The organism is Streptacidiphilus sp. PAMC 29251, assembly GCF_054208735.2.
Window position 1 is genome coordinate 9,631,679 of the sequence record NZ_CM135725.2, and the last position, 21,962, is coordinate 9,653,640.

A 21,962-nucleotide genomic window follows, 5' to 3' on the forward strand; every position below is an offset into this window, starting at 1 on the left:
CATGATCCCTTGGGCGGCCCGCCGGCGCACACCGCCGGATCCCGGCGGGTGAGGCGTCCGTGGCAGGGGTCTGGATCTGAGATCATCGGGGCATGGTCGAACGAGTCATCGCTGCGTGTGACGGAGCAGCAAAAGGCAACCCTGGCCCAGCTGCCTGGGCCTTCGTGGTCGCGGACAGTACCGGGACCCCGCAGCGCTGGCAGGCCGGTCCGCTGGGGCACAGCACCAACAACATCGGTGAGCTGACCGCGTTGGAGCAGCTGCTCGAGGCGACCGACCCGGCCGCCGCGCTGGAGGTCCGGCTGGACTCGACCTACACCCGCGACGCGGTCACCAAGTGGCTGACGGCCTGGAAGCGCAACGGCTGGAAGACAGCGGGCGGCAAGCCGGTGGCGAACCGTGAGCTGATCCAGCGGATCGACGGGCTGCTCACCGGTCGGGACGTCACCTTCGTGTATGTGCCGGCGCACCAGGTGGACGGGGATCCGCTGAACGCGATCGCCGACGCGGCGGCCAGCGACGCCGCCCGGACCCAGGAGGCCGCCGGCGGTACCGGCGCGGACCTGCCGGTGCCTGCTCCGTCGAGGACCGCGCCGGCCCGGGCGGCCCGGCGTTCCGGCGGTGCGGGTGGTGGCGCCGCTGCCTCCAAGAGCGCGGGTGCGGGCGCGGCGCCGGCTTCGGGGCGGACTCGGACCATCGCCGCTCGGTTCCCGGGGACCTGTCCGTGCGGGCGCTCCTATCCCAAGGGGGATCCGATCACCAAGGTCGGCAAGGGCTGGGGCCACCCGGAGTGCGCGACTGCGGCCTCGGCTTCTGCCGCGTCCGCACCTGGGTCCCAACCTGGGTCCGATGTCTGACCAGCCCGCCAGCCCCTTTGACGGGGTCGACGCACTGCTGGCGGCCGTCGCGTCCGGCCAGATCCTGCCGCCGCCGGCCGAGCGGGCCCGGCTGCGCGAGGCCGCCGGGCTGACCCAGGCCGCGGTCGCCCAGGCGCTGGGGGTCAGGGTGCCGAGCCTGCAGGCATGGGAGGAGGGCCGCTCCGAGCCCGCCGAACCCCGCCGCGAGGCCTACCGGCGGTTGCTGGACGGCCTCGCGGCCCGCTACCCGGCGCCTTCGCCTTCGCCTTCGCCGCATGGCTCCGCGCTCGCGCATGGCTCCGCGCCTGCTTCCGCCCCCGCCCCCGGCCCGACCTCGCCTCAGGCCCCCGCCGCGGCTGCTGCGCCCCCGCACCCGGCGCAACCCCCGCACCCCCGCCCCGTCGCCGATCGGCGGATCGTCCCCCGCAGGGGCGTGGAAGCCCCCAGGGCCGCGGCCGCCGAGGCCGATCCGCGCTTTGCGCACGGGCCGCTGCTGGTGCTGGACGGGGACGGCAGCGCCTACGGCCTCGGCGGTCTGGTCCTGGACTGTCCGGCCAAGACCGTCCCCGCCCTGGTGGAGTGGACGCTGGCAACAGCGCAACTCGGCTCGCCGCGGCTGCACCCGTCCGGCAAGGAAGGCGACCCGCTGGTGGTGCTGACCGCGAGCGCGGCCGAGCGGCTCGGGCTGCCGCCGGCGCTGGAGGACCGGGCCGGTCTGCGGCTGCCCGACAACCACCCGGTCGTCAAGCAGCTGCTGAAGGCCAAGTGGCAGCTGCCCAAGCGCGGCTTCGGGCCCTGGCCGCGGATCTACCGCCCGGCCACCGGCGGCCTGCGCCGCTGCGTCCAGCTGGCGGTACTGCCCTGGGGCGCGCTGGACGCCCGCACCTGGGGCGGCGCCGACCAGTTGCCCGCGCCGGAGCTGGCCAAGCTGCTGACCGACTTCGCCACCCGGGTGATCACCCCGCGCGGGGCGATGGCGGTCACCGGCCAGGAGCTGATGTCCGCGCTGCGGCCGCCGACCCGGGCGGTCCGTGACGAGCAGGGGGTGTGGCGGCCGGGGCCGATGCCGGGCTCCCTCGTCCTCGCGGTGGATCCGGCGCCCCCGGAGGCGCCGATCAAGCACCCGCTGGTCGCCCCGCTGTATCCGCGGGCCCACAAGCCCACCCCGGACGAGTTCCTGTTCGAGGAGGCGTACGAGTGGATCCGCGACGCCGAGCAGCTCACCGACGCTGAGTGCGCGCTGCCGATGTGCGTGGGCCTCGACGTGAACATGGCCTTCGCCGCGGCGACCAACCGGCTCACGGTGGGCCTGGGCGAGGCCGTGCACGTGCCGCGTCCGCGGGGGTTCGACAAGAAGCTGCCGGGGAGCTGGCTCTACGACCTGTCGGCGATTCGGCTCGACCCCCGGCTCCCCTCGCCGTTCACCCCGCACGGCGACACCCCCACCGGCCCGGCCTGGTACGCCACCCCCACCATTGCCTACGCCCATGAGTTGGTCGACACGCTGGGCCTGCGGGTGGAACTGTTGCCGCTGGAGGCCTGGGTGCGCCCCAACGCCCAGCAGCTCGGGCAGCTGGGCGTCCCGGTGCCGCCCGCCCCGTGGGAGGGCGGTGACCTGGCGCAGCTGACCCGGCTCGGGCTGGCGGAGCGGTCCCCGGATCGGTCGGCAGACCCGTCGCCCGAGCGGGAGGCGTTCCTGCGGACGGTGCCGCGCTTCGACAACGGCGCCTACCTGGATCCCTGGTACACCCGGCTGCGGGACGCCTACCTGGCCACCATGGCCGAGCTGGGGGTGACCTCGGACCTGGCCCCGCCCGCGTTCCTGGCCGCGATGGAGCGCCACAAGCAGGTCGATCCGGCCCAGGCCGCACTGCTGTCCGCGATCAAGGCGGTGGTCAAGGGGGGCGTGGGCAAGCTGCGCGAGGGCCCGCAGGGCGCCTCGCACGCCCCCGGCGATCCCTGGCCCGCGCTGGCCCGGCCGCTGTGGCGGCCGGACATCCGAGCGGCGATCATCTCCGCGGCCCGGGTGAACATGCACCGCAAGATGTTGTCCTGGGCGGTCAAGGCCGACCTGTGGCCGATCGCGGTGCTCTCGGACTGCGCCGTCTATGCCTCGGCCGGCCCGTCACCGCTGGACTTCATGCCGTTCACCGAGGACCGCAAGCCGCTGCCGGGGGGTTTCCGGCTCGGCGTCTCCCCGGGCATGGTGAAGCTCGAGGGCACCCAGACCTTCCTCTGGGCGGCGCAACTGCTCGACCAGGGCCTCAACCCGGCCAGGCACATCAAGGGCGGCGACGCCGTCGCCGACGGAGAGTAGGAGCGGATGGCGGGGAAGATCGGGGACAGCCTGCGGCGGGCGGCGGAGGCGACCTTCACCAGGAAGCCGCCGGTGTCCACCCGGGCCCGGGCCCAGTTCCTGGTGCAGCAGCTCAGGGGCACCAGGGCCGTCGCCGCGCTGCTGGGGGTCTCCCAGCGCACGGTGGAGCGCTACCTGGACGGCACCCGCAAGACCCCGCCCAAGGGTGTGGCCGAGGCACTCGACCGGGAGGTCAAGGCCCGTTGGCAGCCGGTGGTCCGGGCCCGGGCGGAGAAGCGGGCGACCGAGTCCCGCGGCATCACCGTGGAGACCCGGGCCCAGTTCGGCTACAACGCGGCCGTCGGCAGCACCGACGACAGCCGCGAGCGCCGCATCACCGAGAACCTGCCCGCCGCGTACGCCGCCCGGCTCTTCGAGGCCCGGCAGGCCGGCGGCAGCGAGGAGGACCTCCAGGCGATCATCGCCGAGGGCCTGCAGGAGACCTACTTCAAGGACGGCGGCCGCCGCGCCAACGGCCTGCAGGTGACCTTCACCAGCATCGACTACATCGAGGTCGACTACCACTGACCGCCACTGACCGCGGTGGCCTGTTGACATCATGCAGGTAATTGCCTGCATAATTGGGCATGAGCCTGGAAGCGAGCGCGCTGGACGCGGCTTTCAAAGCGTTGGCCGACCCTACCCGACGACTCCTGCTGGACCGTCTGCACGAGCACAACGGCCAGACGCTGCGCGAACTGTGCGAACGCCTGGACATGGCGCGCCAGTCGGCGACACAGCACCTCGACGTCCTGGAGAAGGCCAACCTGGTCACCGTCGTCCGGCGCGGACGGGAACGGCTGCACTACCTCAATCCGGCGCCGATCCACGAGATCGAGGAGCGCTGGATCTCGGGGTTCGACAGGCCCCGCCTCCAGGCGATCCATGCCATCAAGCAGCAGGCCGAGGAGTACGCGATGACCAACGACCCCACACCCGTGCCGACCTACGTCTATGTCACCTACATCCGCGCCGGCGCGGAGCAGGTGTGGCAGGCCCTGACCGACGCGGACCTCACCGCGCGCTACTGGGGGCACGCCAACGTCTCGGACTGGCAGCCGGGCTCGACGTGGGAGCACCGACGCGCCGACGGGTCAGGCGTCGTCGACGTCGTCGGCAAGGTGCTCAAGGCCGAGCCCCCGACGCGCCTGGTCATCACCTTCGACGACGCCCCTGACCCCGAATCGCCGCGGGAGCCGTCGGTGGTGACCTTCCTGGTCGAACCGCACCAGGACATCGTCCGGCTCACCGTGACCCACGAGAATCTCGCGAACCTGGAGATGCTCGGCGGCATTTCGCACGGCTGGCCGGCCGTGCTGGCGAACCTCAAGTCGCTGCTGGAGACCGGTGAGATCCTTCCGCAGGCGCCGTGGGAGATGTCCCCCAACGCGCACGCCTGAGCCGGCAGCGTCCGCAGCCCGTCCCCTCCTCACTCCGCCCCACTCCGCGTACCACCGCACAGGGAAGAGAGCGCCATGGACACCACTCCGCTTCGGGACGCCTACCGCGCACTGCTGGACGCGGCGACCGCTGTGGCCGACCGCGGTGACCTGAACCCGGCTCCGCCGACCGGCGAGTGGAACGCCGACCAGATCCTCGCACACGTCGCCCTCATCAACGCCACGACCATCGCCACCGTCTCCGCCGTCGCCGCGGGAGCGATGGCGGCGTACGACAACCGCCCGGCGCTCGACACCTGGACCATCGACCGTGTCACCGCGCGCGCCGGCGGCAACAAGGGACTGCGGGAACGCATCCGTGTGCAGGGAGACGCCCTGTGCGCACTCGGCGGGCCGATGCTGAGCGAGGCCGAACTCGACACACCGGTGCCGACTCTGCTCCTGTCCAACGGCACGCTGCTGGTCGACCAGCCCGTGCCGTTGCGTGATCTCCTCACCGGCCTCGCGGACGTGGAGCTGCCCGGTCACACCAAGCAACTCCTGGCCCTGCTAACGCGAGGCGCCGAGGTCTAGGCCACCACCTGATCCTCCCGCGTGCCACGGGTGACGTGGTGTCAGATGGTGACTGGCGGCAGGAGGGGGGCCTCCAGGTGATCATTGCCGAGGGGCCTGTAGGTGACCCTTCGGAGCCGGCACCGTTCTGAGCTCTCTTGGTGCGGATACACACAGAGTTTCGAGATGGGCCCACTGGTGCGGGAGGTGACTGATACGTTCCTGACAGGACATTGCTTATCCGGGGGGTGCGGCCACATGGGATCCGCTGCGAGTCGACGGGACGGCCAGGTCAGCCACTACCGGATGGGCCAGGGCGGGTTGGCCAGGCCGCAGGGATCGGGTGCCACGGGCACCGGAGCGCAAGCTAGGCCGGGGAGATGACGCAGACGCAGGTGGGACGGCGGTTGAAGCGGCGGCGCAGGGCCGGGGGAGTGCTGGCGGGGTGTGTCGCGATCGCTTCCCTGCTGGCGGTATTGGCGATACGCCTCGACCATCCGGTCGTTGCGCCGGATTTTCGTTCGCTTGCCTTCTCCTGGGGCTGGTGGCTGGGAACTCCGCTTGCCCTGACCGCTGCCGCAGTACTGATTCCCGCGCTGCGGTGGCAACTGCCGCCAGCGGTGCGCTGGCCACTGTCCGTAGCACTGGCTGGGGCTGCCGGCTATGCCCTTTCCATCGACCTCACGGGTGGGCCTCTTTTCCCTTCCGGAGGCACCGGGATCGCAGAGCGGGCATTGCTGCTCGTCGCGGCGGCCGGCATGGCCTCTCTAGCTTCGCACCTTTGGGCTTCGCCGGTATCGAGGGACTACTAGTCGGCCATTGAGTCGAGAAGGGGGTTGGTGACGTGGAATCCATCGTTCAGGGCTTGGAAGCCCTTCAGTCCCATATGAAAGCAATGCAGGAGGTCCTGGCCGAAGCCCGGCAGACGGCTCCGCAAAGGGTCGAGGGGAGGGACCACAGCGGTTCGGTCACGGTGGCCGTGGGGCCGGACGGCCTGCCTGACACGGTCACCGTTGCTGCGGGATGGCAACGGCGTATTCGACCATCTGATCTCGGTGCAGCGGTGCGCGAGGCGTGCGGAGCCGCAGACGAGAAGCGGTTGGCCGACTGGGCGGTCGCGTTCTCCCAGGTGGACGTGCCCTCGCGACTCGCGGCACGGCAGTCGGCCGCCCAGGTTGTCAGCGAAGGCCCGAACCTGCTGGTCGGCGGGCTCGGGCAGTCGCGGCAGGATCCGCCGCGGGCACTCGATCTGGTCGTAGAGGATGCGCTGACCGTGCTCGACACGGTCACTGGTGATGTCGCTCAGGTCCCGCAGGTTCCCCAGGGCGGGGGATCGGACAGTCTCGGCAAGGTCTCAGTGGTCCTGGCACAACACGGTTTTGTCTCCTGCGAGGTGGATGAGCAGTGGGCGGCGCAGGCAGGCGAGGGGCGTATCGGTGGTGCCCTCAACGAAGCCTTCGCCGTCGAGCGGTCGACGACCTGAGCGACGACGGAGTCGTTCGCCGCAGTGATCATCTGGAAAATCCCGGAATTGAGTCGCCCCAGGCTGAGAAATCCCGCCTCAGTGGCGATCGTGCGCATCTGTCCAGCCTGCTGACCCCAGAGCCGTCCTTCGGCGCGTAGGGTGTCGACGGTCGACAACACCGCCTTCCCCGGTGCTCACTGGCCGAAGGCGACTGGGGTTTAGCCTGGTCTCGAGGTTCCTGGCGGTCCGTTGGTTCTCAGCCGGGCCGGTTCGGCTTGTCGGGGCCATGGTGGGCATACCGATGCCATGTTCCTGTCGCGGATCGAGCGGCAGTTGCTGGACACGGGGGCTGGAGCGGCTTTGCTGGAAGCGCTGATCACGACCGCTGCCGGAGCGGTATCGGCGACCGTGGGAGTGGCTGGTCGGTGGGATCGTCACCAGGCGGGGCCAGGACCAGCAGTGGTCGCGGGGGAAAACCCGTTGAACGCTCTGCCTGCCTCGGGCATGATCCGCCCCGTGGACATTTACCTGGAGACCGAGCGGCTGACCCTGCGCCAATTCACGGCCGACGACGCGGACCTGCTGATCGAGTTGGACAGCGACCCGGCGGTGATGCGCTACCTGACCGGGGGCGAGGCGACCGCTCCGGAGGTTGTCCGAAACGGCTACATACCGCACATCATCGGCGGATACGAGAAGTGGGACGGGAGGCTCGGGCTGTTCGCCGCGCAGGAGAGGGACGGTGGCGCGTTCATCGGCTGGTTCTGCCTGCGTCCCGAGCCTGACGGCCCGCGGGACGAGGCCGAACTCGGCTACCGGCTGCGGCAGGCGTCCTGGGGCAAGGGCTATGCCACCGAGGGCTCGCAGGCTCTGCTGCGCAAGGGGTTCACCGAGCTCGGCGTGCGCACGGTCTGGGCGGAGACGATGGTGGTGAACCGCGCTTCGCGTCACGTCATGGAGAAGCTCGCCATGAGCTTCGCGGGCAGCCTCCCCACTCCTCCCGATATGGAGATGGTCGAGGGTTCCGAGCACGGGGGCGTACGGTACGAGATCACCCAGGAGCAATGGGCGGCGCAGCGTTGACCGTGTCCCCGGCGCTGATGTTGGGGACTCCGCGGTGTCGTCAATCAACCGGCCCGGTACGGGCGTAGCGGCCCGGGGTGACGCCGACGACGCGTTTGAAGTGCCGGGTGAGGTGGGACTGGTCGTAGAAGCCGGCGGCGGTCGCGACCCCGCTCGGCGGCTGGCCGTCCAGTAGCAGGCGGCGGGCCAGGTCGACCCGGCGGGACATCAGGTACTGGTGCGGGGCGATGCCGAAGGCGCCGCTGAAGGCTCGGACCAGATGCGTGGGGTGGGCGTGGACCAAGCGGGCGGCCTCTTCCAGGGCGATGCCTTCCAGCAGCCGCTCGTCCAGGAGGTCGCGCAGGCTCTGCGCGATGCCGGGGTCGGGCCGCACGCTGTCGACGGCGGCCCCCGCGCCGCCGCCGCCGACCGCCCTGGGCCGCAGGTGCGTACGCAGTTGCTCGCTGATCAGGGCCAGCCGGCTCTCCGCCTCGAACTCGTCGCCCCGGTTCGCGAGGGCCGCGTGCAGCTGGTCCACGCGCCTGCGCAGCAGGGGCTCGGCGAGGTCGGGGCCGTCCACCGCCGGACCGATGAAGGTCTCGTCCAACTGGGTCAGGTCGAGGTAGAGCACGCGCTTGTGGAAGCCCTGCGGGGTGGCCGGTGAGCCGTTGTGCGGGACCTGCGGCGGGAGCAGGCTGACCGTGTCGCCCGGGGTGCCGCGCTCATGGCGGTCCAGGTCGTAGCGGACCGCGCCGTCGTCGACGATCAGCAGGGTCCAGGCGTCGTGCACATGCATGGGGTACGTGTGCTCGGTGAAGTGGGCGTGGAAGACCTCCACGACACCCGCGACCGGCGGGCGCCAGGCGAAGATCTTCTGCTGCGGCGTCACGCAAAGAACGTACAAGACCGGGACGGCGGGCACGGGGAGTCTCGAAGCATGAGAACTGACGATGCGCCTGTGCGATTCGACAACAAGATCGCCGTTCTGCTCCGCGACGACCTGGAGCCCTGGCAGCGGCTGAATGTGACGGCTTTCCTGGTCAGCGGGCTCGGCGCGGCCGCGCCCGAGGTGATCGGCGAGCCCTATGCGGACGCCGACGGCACCGCGTATCTGCCGATGTTCCGGCAGCCGGTGCTGGTCTTCCAGGGGACCAAGGAGCTGCTGACCACCGCGCACGGCCGTGCGCTCTCCCGCTCGCTGCCGAGGGCCGTGTTCACCTCCGACCTGTTCGGCACCGGCAACGACCAGGACAACCGGGCGGCGGTGCGGGCCGTGCCCGGCGACCAGCTCGATCTGGTCGGCATCGCCGTCTACGGGCCGCGCAACGCGGTGGACAAGGTGCTCAAGGGCGCGCAGATGCACCCCTGAGCGACAGGACAGGCGACTCACCGACAAATTTTCCTGTCTTGACAATTATTTTGGTCCGAGCGATCCTGGAGTGGTGCTGGACATCGCTGTGATCGAAGAACCCTCCGCGGCCGCGGCATCCCTGGACCCGATACGGTCCCGGATCCTGGCCGCCCTGGCCGAGCCCGGCTCGGCCTCCATGCTGGCCGTCCGGCTGGGCCTGCCCCGGCAGAAGGTCAACTACCACCTGAAGGAGCTGGAGCGGCACGGGCTGGTCGAGCTCGCCGAGGAGCGTCGCAAGGGCAATGTCACCGAACGGGTGTACCGCGCCACCGCGGGCTCCTATGTGATCTCCCCCAGCGCGCTGGCCGCGGTCAGCCCCGACCCCTCCCGGGCGCCCGACCAGCTCTCCGCCGGTTGGCTGCTGGCGCTGGGCGCCCGGCTGGTGCAGGAGGTCGGGGCGCTGCTGACCGGAGCCACCCGGGCCGGGCGGAAGCTCGCCACCCTCGGCATCGACGCCGAGGTCCGGTTCGCCACCGCGGCCGACCGGACCGCCTTCGCCGACGAACTGGCCCGGGCCGTGGCGGATCTGGTCGGCCGCTATCACGACGAGGCCGCCCCCGGCGGGAGGAGCCATCGGGTGGTGGTCGGCCTCCACCAGATCCCCAGCGGGGTCCGCGCGACCGAAACCGACGCAGGACAGGAGCCCCGAGGATGACGCACCCCTTCGAGATCGAGCAGGAGCTGACCCTCCAGGCGAGCCCGGAGCAGGTCTGGGCGGCGATCGCGACCGGACCGGGGATCGACTCCTGGTTCATGGGACGCAACGCGGTCGAGCCGCGCGAGGGCGGCGTCGCCGCCATGGAGACCGGAGGCCACCGGGAGGAGGCGGTGATCACCGCCTTCGACCCCGGCGAGACCTTCGCCACCCGCACGGCCGCCGCCGAGGACGGCCGGTTCATGGCCTTCGAGTACCTGCTCGAGGGACGGGACGGCGGCAGCACCGTGCTCCGGGTCGTCCACAGCGGTCTGCTCGGCGACGACTGGCAGGACGAGTACGACGCCCTGCGTCGCGGCTGGCCCTTCCACCTGCACACGCTCCGCGAGTACCTGGCCCACTTCCCCGGACGCACGGCGGTCCCGGTCTTCGCCTTCGCGCCGGCGCAGGGCCGTTCGGCGCGGGAGATTCGGGCGGCACTCACCGCTGGGCTGTCGCTGCCGACCCCGGTCGCCGTCGGCGACCGGGCCCACGCCCAGCCGGCCGGGCTGCCGCCGCTGGACGGCGCGGTGGTCTGGTCGGACGACGAGCGCATCGGGGTCCGAACCGCCGACGCGCTCTACACCTTCCACCAGGGCCCCGGCGTCGCCCTGATGTTCCATCACCTGTTCGGTCCTGATACGTCCGAAGCAGAGGCCGCCTGGCAGCAGTGGCTGACCGGTCTTTTCAGCTGACCCCCACCACACACCACACACCCAAGGAAACCACCATGCGTACTCTGATCAGCTCCGCCTTCCTCTCGCTCGACGGCGTCATGGAGGGCCCGGGCGGCGAGCCCGGCTACCGCAACTCCGGATGGACCTTCAAGGACGTCGAGTTCCTCCCCGAGGCCTACGACATCAAGGGGCGGGAGCAGGAGGAGTCCACCGCCGTCCTGCTGGGCCGGGCCAGCTACCAGGCGTTCAGCCCGGTGTGGCCGGACATGGTGGAGTTCGCCCAGTACAAGACGATGCCCAAGTACGTCGTCTCCACCACCCTGACCGACGACGAGCTCGTCCCCCACTGGGGCGAGACCACGATCCTGCGCTCGCTCGACGAGGTCTCCGCCCTCAAGGAGACCGACGGCGGGCCGATCATCGTCCACGGCAGCGTCGGCCTCAACCACAGCCTCGCCGACGCCGGCCTGATCGACCGCTACCACCTCCTCGTCTACCCGCTGCTGCTCGGAGCGGGCAAGCGGCTGTTCCCCGCCACCGACCAGGACACCCGGAAGCTCACGCTGGTCGAGCACGCCGTCTACGGCAACGGCCTGCAGTTGAACGTCCTCGACGTGGTCCGCTGACCGGCCGCCGCCGTCCACACGAAGGGCGCCGGAAAGGAATGCCCGTGTTCGGCTGAATACTGTGCGCTGCGCTGCATTGTGCGGAAAGTGATTTCGGCAGCCCCGGTGAAATGCGTCGACGGTGAAAGAGGTGGGCGAGGGGTTCCCTTTATTACCGTGCCGTGGTTTCTTGCATGCATGGACAATCGCAACAGTGCGGAACGCCCGCGGCGCGTCACCATCAACGACATCGCGGCGGCCACGGGTTTCGCCGCGTCCACCGTGTCCCGTGCGCTGTCGCGGCCGGGCCGGGTGAACGTGGTGACCAGGGAACGCATCGAGGCAGTGGCCCGGGAATTGTCCTATGTGCCCAACACGCACGCTCGTGCGCTGACCTCGGGCCGCACCGAAACTGTCGCGGTCCTGGTCTCCGACGTCACTAACCCGTTCTATTTCGGACTGATCCGGGGGACCCAGCACCAACTCAAAGCCGCAGGGTATGCCAATCTGCTCATTGACAGCGAGAATTCCAGCGAGCTGGAGTTGCACCTGCTGTCCAAGGTGCTGCAATCGGTCGACGGGGCGATCCTCGCCGCCTCCAGGCTGACCGGGGTGCAGCTGGTGCACCTGGACGCGCAACTGCCGCTGGTGGTGATCAACCGCAGGGTGCGCGGCGTCCATAGTGTGGTGATCGACTCTCCGTTCGGGGTGGTGCAGGCGGCCGAGCATCTGATCTCGCTGGGGCACCGCGAGATCGTCTATATGTCGGGCCCGCAGAACTCCTGGGCCAATGAGGCCCGTTGGCGTTCGCTGGTCGAGGCGGCCGGCCGGCACGGGCTGCCGGTGCGTCGGCTCGGACCGTTCCCGGTCGGCCGGAAGTCCGGTTCCGCTGCCGCCGACGCGCTGATCAACACCCGGGTCACGGCCTGCATCACCTTCAACGACCTGCTTGCCATCGGCATGCTGAGCCGCCTCCGCGAACGGGGCGTCAGCGTGCCCGGCGAGATCAGCATCGTCGGCTGCGACGACATCTTCGGGGCGGACTTCTGCCACCCCGCCCTCACCACGCTCACCGCCCCGATCGAGCAGGCCGGGAAGGTGGCGGTGTCGATGCTGCTGGCACGCCTGACCGGGAACGCGTCGGCAACACGGCAGACCACCGTGTTGCCGACGCACCTGGTCGTGCGGGAGTCGACTGGACCCGCACCGCGCCAGGCCTGACGACCGGTCGAATAATGGCTGGTCAGACCGACCGGAGGGCAGATCTCAGGGGTAGCTGACGATCGGCACCGGAGTGACGCTGGTGCCGGTCGAGCCGCCGGTGTTGTTGATGACGTGCGCGATGGAGCCCTTGCCCAGCGAGATGGTGAAGATGTCGTGGAACTTCACGTTGGGGTTGTCGGGCGCCTCGAAGCCGCGATCGGCCACGATGCTCGGATCGGTGGTGAACAGGCTGTAGGAGCCCAGGCCCCAGGCCTCGTGGGAGGTGACCGTGTCGGCCACCTTGTAGGCCGCGTACCCGCCCGCGTCACTGCGCCAGGCGGCCTGGCTCGGCGGGTCGTAGGGCATCTCGTTCTGGAAGAAGATCGTGCGGCCGCCCTGTCCGTTCCAGACCACCTCGTACTTCTCGAAGTGCTCGACGAACAGGCCGTACGCGGAGACGTTCGCCCCGTTGACGATCAGTCCGGTGTCGGAGGGGTTGACCGTCCAGCCGACCCCGGAGCCGTGGTCGGCGCGCCAGGCCCAGATGTCGTCGATGATGGTGTTGGCGCTGTTGACGACCAGTGCGGTGGTGACCTTGCCGGGACCCGCTCCGCCGACGCGGAAGAACACGTCCTGGACGGTGGTGGGGTCCGCGGCGTGGCTGATGGTCGCACCGGCCGGCCCGACCTGCAGCAGGTTCGGCGAGTTGACCGGGCCCGCGTCGAACAGCAGCCCGGCGAGTTTGACCCCGTCCACATCGGCGGTGTTCATCGCGCTGACGCCGTTGTCCGGGATCAGCGTCGGGTAGCCGATGCCGAGCACGATGGTGTCGGGCCTGGTCACGTTGAGGGTCTGGCTCAGGTGGTAGACGCCCGGGCTGAACAGCAGGTTCAGGCCGCAGGCCAGCGCGTTGTTGAGGGTGGCGGCCGAGTCGGCGGGCTTGGCGACGTAGAACTGGCTCAGCGGCACCGAGGTGCCCGGGGTCGAACCGCCCGCCCAGGTCGTGCCGGAGGCGTTGGTCCGCAGGTTCGGCACGAAGACGTTGTAGTCGTTGCCGTTGAGGTAGAGGTAGGGCTTGTCCCGCACGACCGGGGTGGTCGGCAGGGTGGTGTACGCGGGCTTGGGGAAACTGGTGGCCGGGGCGCCCTTCACGCCGGAGAAGGTCATGTTCCACACGCCGTTGCCCCAGCCGCCGATCTGGCTGTCCCGGGTGTACCACTGCTGCTGGGAGTACGGGTCGACCGAGCCGTCGACCTTGCTGTCGGCGATGTAGCCGCCGCTGGCCCAACCGTAGCCGCTGGGCGCCAGGTTGAGGTCGCCGTGGATGTCCACCCGGCGCATCGGCGCGCCCTGCGCCACCGCCCAGCGGTCGGCGGTGTGGCTGGGCGTGATCGCCAGGTTCTCGATCGAACGCCAGAAGTTCTGGGTGGCGTTGCCCTTGAGCCAGCCCGCGTCGACGGTCACGTCACCGTTGATGGTGACGTCGTCGGGGTTGCGGCCCAGGCCCATCACCGAGGTGTAGAAGCCGGTGTTGACGTTTGATGTCGTGGTAGGTGCCGGCCTTGAACATCACCGCGTAGCGGTAGTCGCCGAACTGGTCGGTCTCGGTCTGGGCGAAGATGGCGTCCAGTTTGCTCTGGATGGACGCGCTGGACATCGACGGATCGAAGACCACGACGTTTCGGCCCGAGGTCCTGGGAGACCGGCGGGGGAGTCTGGCAGGTACCGCCGCCGCCTCCGCCTGTGCCGTTCGCGCTGTGGACGACCAGTTCCTTGATGGAGTCGCCGTAGCCGTTGTTGCGCTGGGTGGCGTACATCCGCAGGTAGCGGCCGGTGCCGGTGGCGTTGACGGTCTGCACGCCGCCGGTGTTCGCGGTGGTGGAGTAGAGCGGGTTCCAGGTGCTGCCGTCGTCGGACAGCTCCAGCCGGAACGACTTGGCGTAGGAGCTCTGCCAGTTGATGACCACCTGGCAGACCGCGGTGCCGGCGCCGAGGTCGACCTGCAGCCACTGCGGGTCGCTGGCCTGGCTCGACCAGCGGGTGCCGAGGTCGCCGTCGACGGCTTTGGCGGGCTGGTAGTTGTTGCCCTGGACCGAGGAGGCGGTCGCGGGCTTGTTGAGGGCGACATCGGTGGCGGTGTCGCAGCTGGCCGCGTGCGCGGGGGTGGCGGCGGCGGTGACGGACAGGCCGGTGGCGGCGAGTGCCGCGGTGAGGAGGCCGGGCAGGAGCCGGCGTCGGAAGAACGGGACGCGCATGGTGTCTCCCTGACGGGGTGGGTGGGGCGACGCCCGGAGGGCGGGGCGCCGCCGTCGGAGGGCACACGGCTGAGACCGGTCGGCCTAAGGGTTCTTGGTGTCCACGCCGTAGCCGTTGCACTGGCGCCCGCCGTTGATGCAGTAGCTCACCAGGGAGGCCTGGCGGGCCGCGTTCCAGCCGTTCATGAAGTCGAAGTGGAACGTGTAGCCGGGGCCGGAGGCCAGGGCCAGCCCGCTGGTGTTCCCGTTCGCCAAGGGGTAGGGGATCTTGGCTTCGAGCATCGGCAGCGGCACCGGGTGGTCGGCCGGGCAGACCCCCTTGACCGGCCACGCCATGTAGGACTTGTGGTCGGCGGAGTCCAGGTGGACGCCGTCCCAGCAGCTCGGCGCCTGCAGCCGGACGACCAGGGAGGTGCCGCTCGGGCAGGACGCGGGGAAGTTGGTGCCGGTGAAGCCGGGGCACTTCCAGTTGCCGGTGAAGTTCGCCGGGACCATGTTGTGGGCGTCGCCGACCAGGAGCTTGAAACCGGCCGGGAACGGCTGGACGGTGCGGTAGTCCTTGACCCCGGACTTGTAGTAGATCACCGGCTTGTCCGGGATCAGCGGGACGCCGTTCTGCAGCAGCGTCGGGAACCAGTAGCCCGAGGCGTCCAGCGGGTCCTCGCAGGACGTCGCCCCGCCGACCAGCGAGTCCGGCGTGGAGAACGCGTTGGTGGCCGGGTTGCCGATGAACGAGTGGTTGTGCGAGGCGCCGGGCTGCCCGGGGAACACGATCGGGTCGTCCGACAGCAGGTGGTTGACGGTGCAGTCCGCGTGCATCTCCTGGTACTGCGCGGGCGGCGGGGTGTCGGCCGCGTCGGCCGACTGCAGGTAACCGGCTGTGCCTAAGGTCAGGGCGACCGCAGCGGCTGCGATCGCGCGGAAACGAGTACTCATGGACGCCTCCCGGGCGACTGATTGAGTATCGGTGGACGGGTGGAATCCGGACTGTAATCTCGCACCGGAGCGCTGGAAAGCGCTTGCCAAAAGTTGCCAAGGCCGGGGTCGGCGCCGGTCCAGCAGCAGCGCGAGGCTAGCGTCGGGGGGAGACCCGGCGGCCGCCGTCGACCAGGAGGTCGGTGCCGGTGACCCAGGCGGCGGCGGGGGAGAGCAGCCAGAGGACGGCTTCGGCGATGTCCTCGGGGGCGCCCAGGCGCTGCAGCGGGATCGCGGCGGAGAGCCGCTCCTGGTCCGGTTCCCAGTAGTGGCGGGCCAGTTCGGTGCGGACCAGGCCGGGGGAGACCGAGTTGACCCGTACCCCGGGGGCCAGTTCGGCGGCCAGATGGCGGGTCAGCTGCAGCAGCGCCGCCTTGCTGGTCTCGTACGCCGCCAGGTTCGGGCCCGCGCCGTGGACGCCCTCGGTGACGATATTGACCACCGCGCCGCCGTGCTCGCGCATCCAGGCCTGCCAGGCCGCACGGACCAGGGCCAGCGGGCCGTGCACATTCACCGCGAAGGTGTCCAGCCAGGTGTCGGGGTCGCCGTCGACGGCCGGGCTCAGCGGCTGGTTCGCCCCGGCGTTGTTCACCACGAAGTCGACCGAGCCGAAGAGGTCCAGGCAGGTGTCGACCCATTCGGCGGTGGCGAGCGGGTCGCCGGCCGAGCCGCTGCGGTGCGCCACCTGGCCGCCGCCCGCGCGCCGCTCCTGGCGCAGCCGCGCCACCGCCTCCTGCAGGCCGCGCCCGTCCCGCGCGGTGACCAGCACATTGGCGCCGGCCGCCAGCAGCCCGCCGGCCACGGCCAGCCCGATCCCGCGGGAGCCCCCGGTGACGATGGCCGTGCGTCCGCTCAGTCGCATGGGAAGAGAGTGGGCCGCCGACCGGCCGAAGTGAAGAGCTCTTTCCTGTTCTTGCTCGTGTTTCCTGTTCTTCCTCGTGCCTCTCCGGTGCCGGGGGAAATCGGGGGCAGATTGAGGGGCGGAGCCCGTCGTGGCGGCGGGCGGGCTGAAAGGTGTGGGCGGCTGTATGCAGGAGGCGACACGGCTACCGCTGCTCAGGAGGTGGCGGGGGGTCAGGGAAGGGCTGTGGGACCGGTTCAGCGCGTCCGATCCGGGACTGATCCGGCTCAGCAGCGCGCTGACCACGGTCGGTGCGGTGGTGGTGACGCTGGCGGTGCTGGCCGCGCTGCACACGGCGGTGCCGCTGCTGGTGGTCGGGGCGATGTGCGCCATGGTCGCGTCGTTCGCGATCAGCGACCCGCAGCCGCGCGACCAGGCCGTCACCCTGGCGCTCGCGGTGCCCACGGCCTTCGCGGTGATCACCCTGGGCGCCGAGCTGGCCCGCTACCGGGTGGCCGCCGACCTGGTGTTCCTGCTGCTGATCTTCACGGCGGTGTATGTCCGCCGGTTCGGCCCGCGCGGTACCGGGCTGGGGCTGATCGCCTTCCAGCTCTTCTTCGTCTCGCAGTTCGCACGGGTCACCCCGTCGATGCTCCCGCACATCTACGGCATCTTCGGCATCGCCTTCGGGGTGGCCGCGCTGGTGCGCTTCGGCCTGGTCCGGGCGACCCCGGAGCGCACCCTGGGCCGGTTGCGGCGGGCGTTCCGGGCCCGGCTCGCGGATGTCGTGGACGCCCTGGAGGCCGTGGGCGAGGCCGGGGTCGGAACTCCGGCCGCCCAGCGCGCGGAGGGTGAGCTGCGGCGGGGCACCGCCAGGCTGCACGCGTGCGCGCTGATGATCCAGGCCCGGCTGGAGAGCGGCATGCCCGATCCGTATGCGGCTTCGGTGCTGCAGCGCCGCATCGCGGAGGCGGAGATCGCGGCGGAACGCCTGGGCCTGCTGCTGCTCCGGGCGGTGCGGACCAGTGGCGGCGGCGATCTGGACCAGGGCATGACCCTCGCGCTGCACCTTCCCGAGCTGAACCGTCCCGCTCGCCGCCTTCCCGCGCTTCATCAGCCTGAGCCGCAGACGCCTGCCGGTGCGCAGCCCGCCCCGTCCGATCCGGACCTGGTGCGGCTGGGCGGCGAGCTGCACCGGCTCCGGCTCCTGGTGGCACGGTCGGCGACCGGCCCGGAGGCCCCGGGCGCCCCGGCCGGCACCGGTCTCGCCGCCGTCCGCGACCGGCTGCTCGACTACCGCGACGACGAGCGGATCCCCGATGTCGGCGACGCGGTCCGGGACGTCTACCGGGCGGTCGGCGACCTCGCCCGGGCCATGCTCGGGCTGCGGCTGGCCTTCGGCGCCGAGCCGGACGCCGCCGAGGACGGCAGCCCCGAGGACTCCCGCTCCCGCGAGGAACTGGGGGTGGAGGAGCTGCTGCTGGCAGCCGAGGACGAGAAGGCGCCGGAGCAGACCGGGCTGGACCGGCCCACCACCCGAGCCGCCTGGCAGGTCACCACCGGCTCGGCGCTGGCCGTCCTCGGCGGGGAACTGCTGTCCAGCCAGCGCTGGTACTGGGCGGTGCTGACCTGCTGGGTGGTGTTCCTCAACACCTCGTCCCTCGGCGAGATCCTGGTGAAGGGCTACCGCCGACTGCTCGGCACGGTGGTCGGCGTGCTGGCCGGGGTCGGCCTGGCCGCGCTGGTCGGGAACGACACCTGGACCGCCTTCACGCTGGTGGTGCTGTGCATCTTCGGCATGTTCTTCACCGCGCCGCTGTCCTACACCCTGATGTCGTTCTTCGTCACCGCGATGATCGGCCTGCTCTACACCCTGCTGCACACCTACAGCGCGGCCGTGCTGGTGCTGCGGATCGAGGAGACCGCGCTGGGCGCGGCCTGCGGACTGGTCGCCGCGGTGCTGGTGCTGCCGGTGCACACCCGGCGCCGGACCGACGAGCAGCTGGTGACCGTCCTGCTGCGGCTGCGGCAGGCGCTGAGCCTGTCGGTGGCGCAGCTGGCCGGCGCGCCGGCCGCCGACCTGCTCGACGCCACCCGTGAGCTGGACACCGCGCTGGACGCGTTCCGCTCCTCGATCCAGCCGCTGACCCACCCGGCCAGTCCGCTGCGCGACCGGCGCCGTCGCGCCCGGTACGTGCTGGGCCTGCTGGAGACCTGCGCCTACCACTCGCGGAGCCTGGCCGCGACGGCCGGGCTCGTCCCGGGCAGCCTCGGCGTCAGCGCCGACCCGCGGCTGGCCGAGGCCGGGCGTCGACTGGCCCGCAACATCGACACGCTGATCGGGTTCCTGCGCGACGGGGGACGGGGCTCGCCGGCGCTGGAGACGGGGCCGAGCATGTCGGCCCTGGTCCGCGCCGCCCCCGCGGCCGGCACCGCGGCCGACACCGACACCGGCACCGGCACCGGCCGCGACCGCGACCGGACGGTCGGGCTGCGGGTGGTGCGGCATCTGCAGCGGCTCGACGAGGGCGTGCTCACCCTGGCCCGGGTGCTCGGCCTGCGGGAGGCGGAGGAGCGTCCACGGGAGCCCGTCCCGGCCGCGGACTGAAGCTTCGAACATGTTCGCGGCCCGGGGTGTCCGCCTACCGGCGCGGGCTCTGGGCAGGCTCCCGGTATGAGACTTGTTACGGCCATGGGCGGCCCCGCCGCGGGCCTGAGCCGCACCAGCACGGGCCGCACCAGCACCGACCGCAGCGGCGTGGTCATCGGTCCGGCCGCCGGCCTCGCCGGACTGATCGGGCTTTCGCTCCTCCTGCTTCTGCTGCTGCGAGCACGGCGCAGCTGATCGGTCTGCTGCCGCCGTCACGTCGGCCTCTTACCTGGCTCTGCCATGATCACCGGCAGATCACAGGAGAGGCATATGCACGACACAGACAATCCCGGCGCGAGCGCGACGCCCCGCCGGACCTGGGCCGTCGTGCGTCGGCACCATCTGCTGCTCGGGCTGTGGGCCCTGATCTGGTTCGCCGTGGTCGCCCGGCACGGCGGGGTGTCCTGGCACTTCGTCAGGACCGGCGGCCAACTGCTGGTCGGGGACGCCCCCGGCGGCGGTCTGGCCCTGTACGCCAACCATCCGGAGCTGCAGATGGGCCCGGTCAGCTTTCTGACCGCGGCCCTGTTCGCGCCCCTGCCGGCACCGATCGGCGAACTCGCCGCCGAGGCGCTGATGTCCGGGCTCGGCCTGTACATCCTGGTGCTGGTCGGCCGGAGCGCGGCCGACCACCAGCGGGGGAGCGGGACCAACCACCGGCGGCTGCAGCAGCGGGTGCTGATAGCGGGCGCGGCGTTCATCCCGATGTGGACCGAGGTCGCGGTCCGTTTCGCGCACCTCGACGACGTGCTCGCGCTGTTCTTCACCACCCTGGCGGTGCGGACCCTGGTCCAGCAGCGGCCGGTCGCCACCGCGGTGCTGCTGGCGCTGGCGATCGACTCCAAGCCCTGGGCGCTGAACTTCCTGCCGCTGCTGCTGGCGCTGCCCAGGGCCTCCTGGCGTCCCGCCTTGCTGAGCCTGGCCGCCGTGGTCGGCGTGGCCTGGCTGCCGTTCTACCTCGGCAATCTGGAATCCCTGGCCGCGGCCCGCTTCACCATCCCCAACCAGCCGGCCTCGGCGCTGCGCTGGCTCGGGGTGAACAGCGCGACCACCCCGTGGTGGGACCGTCCGGCCCAGACCGTCCTCGGGCTGGTGCTGGGCACCTGGGCGGTGCTGCGGGACGCTGGGCCGCCGTGGTCCTGCTCGGCGCGGACGCCCGGATCCTGCTGGACCCCAGCGTCTACACGTACTACACCGCCGCGATCCTGCTGGGCACGCTGCTCTGGGACACCGTCGGCCAGCGCCGGCTGGTCCCGTGGTGGAGCTGGACCGCGCTGGCCAGCCTCTACGGGACCGCGCTGCTGGTCGACTCACCGTCGATCCAGGGACTGATCCGACTCGCCTTCGTCGTGGTCTCCGCGGCCTCGATCCTGCTCGCTCCGGCCCGCCGGGAGCGGGCCGGGCCCCGGGGCCGCGTCCCCGGCCCGGCCGCGGCGCCGGACGACGTCCAGCTTTCCGACCCCTGTGCACGGCAGGTTGTGGCGCACGGCGGGTGGTCCGTCGTGGACACTGCACCCTATGACTGAACGTCGCCCTCTCGGGCTCCCCGCCTTCGCCTTTGCCTTCTCCGAGCCTGCCGAGGGCGCCGAGCCCGCCGACCTGCCCGCCGCCGGGGCCCCGGCCGGGGACAGCCGCAGGCCGCTCCCGATCGGACGGCCGGCCTTCCAGAGCCCCCCGTCCGACGCGGTGGAACCGGTGCCCCCGGCCCGCCGCAGCCTGGCGCTGGGAGGCATGGTCTTCTCCGACCCCGTCAACTGACCCGCGCGGGACCGGGCGTGCGGGACCGGTTGTGCGGGACCGGGTCAGGCGACCCGGTCCCCGTGGACGGCGAGGGTCTGTTCGACAGCCGCCTTCACTGCCTCGAAGGCCGGCTGCTGGGCCTGGTTGAAGGTCGCCGCGCAGCCGTACTCGACCGCACCGGCGAGGGTGAACTGGAGGAACCCGGTGCTCAGCCTCCCAGCGGCGCGCCAGCGGATGCTGGTGACCTGGCCGACCGGGATGACCTGGGTGCCCCGGCCGGCGCTGCCGAGGCGGTTGTGGACGATGGTGACGCGGTGGCCGTCGTAGGAGACGGATGACCGCTTTCCCTGGGCTTCGCAGGTATCTCGCATCATGGCCCTCCGGTGTCGGTGCCCGTGGCGGTACGCGGGTGGCTCCGGCCCCGTGGCGGAGTCGCGGTGCGGAGTCGCGGTGCGGACCGTTGTTGATCAGTATGGCTGGAAGGAGGGCCGGGTCGCGACGCAGGAGGCCGTAGGGATGAGCAGTTCGAACGAGGTAGTGCGCGGCTACGGCGGCCGGGGCGGGGGAGCACGTCGGGAGGAGCTCCGGCGGCGGACCGGGCCGCGGGCGCAGGCCCGGTCGGTGCGGCGGATGGAGCCCACCGCCCAGGCGCAGCTGGGTCCCTTGGGGCTGGTGGGGTTCATCGTGGTCACCACCATCGCGACCGGCCTCGACGCCGGGGTGTTCCCGGAGAGCGTGTCCGCCGAGGTGGTCCCGGTGGGCTTCTTCATCGGTGGCCTGGCGCAGCTCATCGCCGGGCTGTTCCAGGCCCATCGCGGTGACACCTGGCATGCGACGGTGTTCGGCGGATTCGGGCTGTTCTGGTGCGCCAAGGCGGTGATGCTGCGGTGGGTGCTGCCGGGCCTGGACCCGTCGGTGCGCGGCACCGCCGCCGGGGTGTTCACTCTTCCGTGGGTATTTGTGGTCTTTGTCCTGTGGCTGGCCGCGTTCCGGATCCACTACGCCCTGCTGACCACCTTCAGCTGTGTGCTGGTGGTGTTCGTCGCGATGACGGTCTTCGGCTTCACCGGGGTGACCGTGTGGAACCGGATCGCGGGCTGGAGCGGACTCGCGGCGGCGGCGGGAGCGCTGTACCTGTTGGCGGGTCAGGTGCTGGCCAGCACCTGGGGGCGCCCGGTGCTGCCGATGGGGAAGCTCGGCACCACCGCCGACTGAGGGC

22 protein-coding genes and 1 pseudogene are annotated in these 21,962 nt (G+C 71.2%); 18 read left to right on the top strand and 5 right to left on the bottom strand.

Features of this window, described 5'->3' with window-relative positions:
* Positions 1 to 92: 92 nt before the first annotated feature.
* From ACXKR8_RS46075 to ACXKR8_RS46110, 8 genes are all read left to right on the top strand, one after another.
* On the top strand, positions 93 to 857 hold the full coding sequence (locus ACXKR8_RS46075; protein ID WP_458270506.1) for a ribonuclease H family protein: 765 nt from the start codon (positions 93 to 95) through the stop codon (positions 855 to 857).
* Positions 850 to 3,174: a telomere-associated protein Tap gene (gene tap / locus ACXKR8_RS46080; RefSeq protein ID WP_458270507.1), complete on the top strand. Its 2,325-nt coding sequence runs from the start codon at positions 850 to 852 to the stop codon at positions 3,172 to 3,174. The genes ACXKR8_RS46075 and tap overlap by 8 nt, the downstream gene beginning before the upstream one ends.
* 6 nt (positions 3,175 to 3,180) lie before the next feature.
* On the top strand, positions 3,181 to 3,741 hold the full coding sequence (tpg, locus tag ACXKR8_RS46085) for a telomere-protecting terminal protein Tpg (RefSeq protein ID WP_458270508.1): 561 nt from the start codon (positions 3,181 to 3,183) through the stop codon (positions 3,739 to 3,741).
* A gap of 80 nt (positions 3,742 to 3,821) precedes the next feature.
* A complete protein-coding gene (locus ACXKR8_RS46090) occupies positions 3,822 to 4,613 on the top strand; it encodes an ArsR/SmtB family transcription factor (RefSeq protein ID WP_458275251.1) in 792 nt (263 codons plus the stop codon).
* 75 nt (positions 4,614 to 4,688) lie between these two features.
* Positions 4,689 to 5,186 carry a hypothetical protein gene (locus ACXKR8_RS46095; RefSeq protein ID WP_458270509.1) on the top strand — a complete coding sequence of 166 codons (498 nt, stop codon included), beginning with the start codon at positions 4,689 to 4,691 and terminating at the stop codon, positions 5,184 to 5,186.
* A 359-nt stretch (positions 5,187 to 5,545) separates the two neighbouring features.
* Complete coding sequence (locus ACXKR8_RS46100; RefSeq protein WP_458270510.1) at positions 5,546 to 5,977, top strand: hypothetical protein; 432 nt, start codon at positions 5,546 to 5,548, stop codon at positions 5,975 to 5,977.
* A gap of 32 nt (positions 5,978 to 6,009) precedes the next feature.
* The gene (locus ACXKR8_RS46105) at positions 6,010 to 6,648 is read left to right on the top strand and encodes a hypothetical protein (RefSeq protein ID WP_458270511.1); all 639 of its coding nucleotides are present in this window, start codon (positions 6,010 to 6,012) and stop codon (positions 6,646 to 6,648) included.
* 288 nt (positions 6,649 to 6,936) lie between these two features.
* Entirely contained in the window at positions 6,937 to 7,713 is a 777-nt protein-coding gene (locus ACXKR8_RS46110; RefSeq protein WP_462100130.1) for a GNAT family N-acetyltransferase, read from the top strand.
* Between the two features lie 40 nt (positions 7,714 to 7,753).
* Here ACXKR8_RS46110 and ACXKR8_RS46115 read toward each other — a convergent pair whose 3' ends face one another.
* Positions 7,754 to 8,581, bottom strand: coding sequence for a helix-turn-helix transcriptional regulator (locus ACXKR8_RS46115; RefSeq protein WP_458270513.1), 828 nt, complete (start codon positions 8,579 to 8,581; stop codon positions 7,754 to 7,756).
* A 48-nt stretch (positions 8,582 to 8,629) separates the two neighbouring features.
* Between ACXKR8_RS46115 and ACXKR8_RS46120 the strand changes: the two genes are divergently transcribed.
* The 5 genes from ACXKR8_RS46120 to ACXKR8_RS46140 all read left to right on the top strand — a co-directional run bounded on the left by ACXKR8_RS46120 (position 8,630) and on the right by ACXKR8_RS46140 (position 12,300).
* Positions 8,630 to 9,061: a DUF2000 family protein gene (locus tag ACXKR8_RS46120; RefSeq protein ID WP_458270514.1), complete on the top strand. Its 432-nt coding sequence runs from the start codon at positions 8,630 to 8,632 to the stop codon at positions 9,059 to 9,061.
* A 73-nt stretch (positions 9,062 to 9,134) separates the two neighbouring features.
* Entirely contained in the window at positions 9,135 to 9,758 is a 624-nt protein-coding gene (locus ACXKR8_RS46125) for an ArsR/SmtB family transcription factor (RefSeq protein WP_458270515.1), read from the top strand.
* Complete coding sequence (locus tag ACXKR8_RS46130; RefSeq protein WP_458270516.1) at positions 9,755 to 10,492, top strand: SRPBCC family protein; 738 nt, start codon at positions 9,755 to 9,757, stop codon at positions 10,490 to 10,492. The genes ACXKR8_RS46125 and ACXKR8_RS46130 overlap by 4 nt, the downstream gene beginning before the upstream one ends.
* 35 nt (positions 10,493 to 10,527) lie before the next feature.
* Positions 10,528 to 11,100 carry a dihydrofolate reductase family protein gene (locus tag ACXKR8_RS46135; protein ID WP_458270517.1) on the top strand — a complete coding sequence of 191 codons (573 nt, stop codon included), beginning with the start codon at positions 10,528 to 10,530 and terminating at the stop codon, positions 11,098 to 11,100.
* A gap of 87 nt (positions 11,101 to 11,187) precedes the next feature.
* The gene (locus ACXKR8_RS46140; protein ID WP_458270518.1) at positions 11,188 to 12,300 is read left to right on the top strand and encodes a LacI family DNA-binding transcriptional regulator; all 1,113 of its coding nucleotides are present in this window, start codon (positions 11,188 to 11,190) and stop codon (positions 12,298 to 12,300) included.
* 45 nt (positions 12,301 to 12,345) lie between these two features.
* Here the strand turns inward: ACXKR8_RS46140 and ACXKR8_RS46145 are convergent.
* The 3 genes and pseudogenes from ACXKR8_RS46145 to ACXKR8_RS46155 form a co-directional block, all read right to left on the bottom strand.
* Positions 12,346 to 14,537, bottom strand: a pseudogene (locus ACXKR8_RS46145) (discoidin domain-containing protein).
* A gap of 84 nt (positions 14,538 to 14,621) precedes the next feature.
* Positions 14,622 to 15,473, bottom strand: a complete 852-nt coding sequence (locus ACXKR8_RS46150; protein ID WP_458270520.1) for a DUF1996 domain-containing protein — start codon at positions 15,471 to 15,473, stop codon at positions 14,622 to 14,624.
* Positions 15,474 to 15,609: 136 nt separating this feature from the next.
* On the bottom strand, positions 15,610 to 16,374 hold the full coding sequence (locus ACXKR8_RS46155; protein WP_458270521.1) for an SDR family oxidoreductase: 765 nt from the start codon (positions 16,372 to 16,374) through the stop codon (positions 15,610 to 15,612).
* 166 nt (positions 16,375 to 16,540) lie between these two features.
* Between ACXKR8_RS46155 and ACXKR8_RS46160 the strand changes: the two genes are divergently transcribed.
* The 4 genes from ACXKR8_RS46160 (at position 16,541) to ACXKR8_RS46175 (ending at position 20,761) form a co-directional block, all read left to right on the top strand.
* On the top strand, positions 16,541 to 18,961 hold the full coding sequence (locus ACXKR8_RS46160) for an FUSC family protein (RefSeq protein WP_458270522.1): 2,421 nt from the start codon (positions 16,541 to 16,543) through the stop codon (positions 18,959 to 18,961).
* A 66-nt stretch (positions 18,962 to 19,027) separates the two neighbouring features.
* On the top strand, positions 19,028 to 19,198 hold the full coding sequence (locus tag ACXKR8_RS46165; protein ID WP_458270523.1) for a hypothetical protein: 171 nt from the start codon (positions 19,028 to 19,030) through the stop codon (positions 19,196 to 19,198).
* Positions 19,199 to 19,273: 75 nt separating this feature from the next.
* Entirely contained in the window at positions 19,274 to 20,335 is a 1,062-nt protein-coding gene (locus tag ACXKR8_RS46170; RefSeq protein WP_462100131.1) for a hypothetical protein, read from the top strand.
* Positions 20,336 to 20,521: 186 nt separating this feature from the next.
* Positions 20,522 to 20,761, top strand: a complete 240-nt coding sequence (locus ACXKR8_RS46175) for a hypothetical protein (RefSeq protein WP_458270525.1) — start codon at positions 20,522 to 20,524, stop codon at positions 20,759 to 20,761.
* Positions 20,762 to 20,805: 44 nt separating this feature from the next.
* On the opposite strand, the gene ACXKR8_RS46180 is transcribed toward ACXKR8_RS46175, so the two are convergent.
* Positions 20,806 to 21,117, bottom strand: coding sequence for a DUF4429 domain-containing protein (locus ACXKR8_RS46180; protein WP_458270526.1), 312 nt, complete (start codon positions 21,115 to 21,117; stop codon positions 20,806 to 20,808).
* Positions 21,118 to 21,259: 142 nt separating this feature from the next.
* On the opposite strand from ACXKR8_RS46180, the gene ACXKR8_RS46185 reads away from it, so the two are divergent.
* The gene (locus tag ACXKR8_RS46185; RefSeq protein ID WP_458270527.1) at positions 21,260 to 21,958 is read left to right on the top strand and encodes an acetate uptake transporter; all 699 of its coding nucleotides are present in this window, start codon (positions 21,260 to 21,262) and stop codon (positions 21,956 to 21,958) included.
* Positions 21,959 to 21,962: the final 4 nt, after the last annotated feature.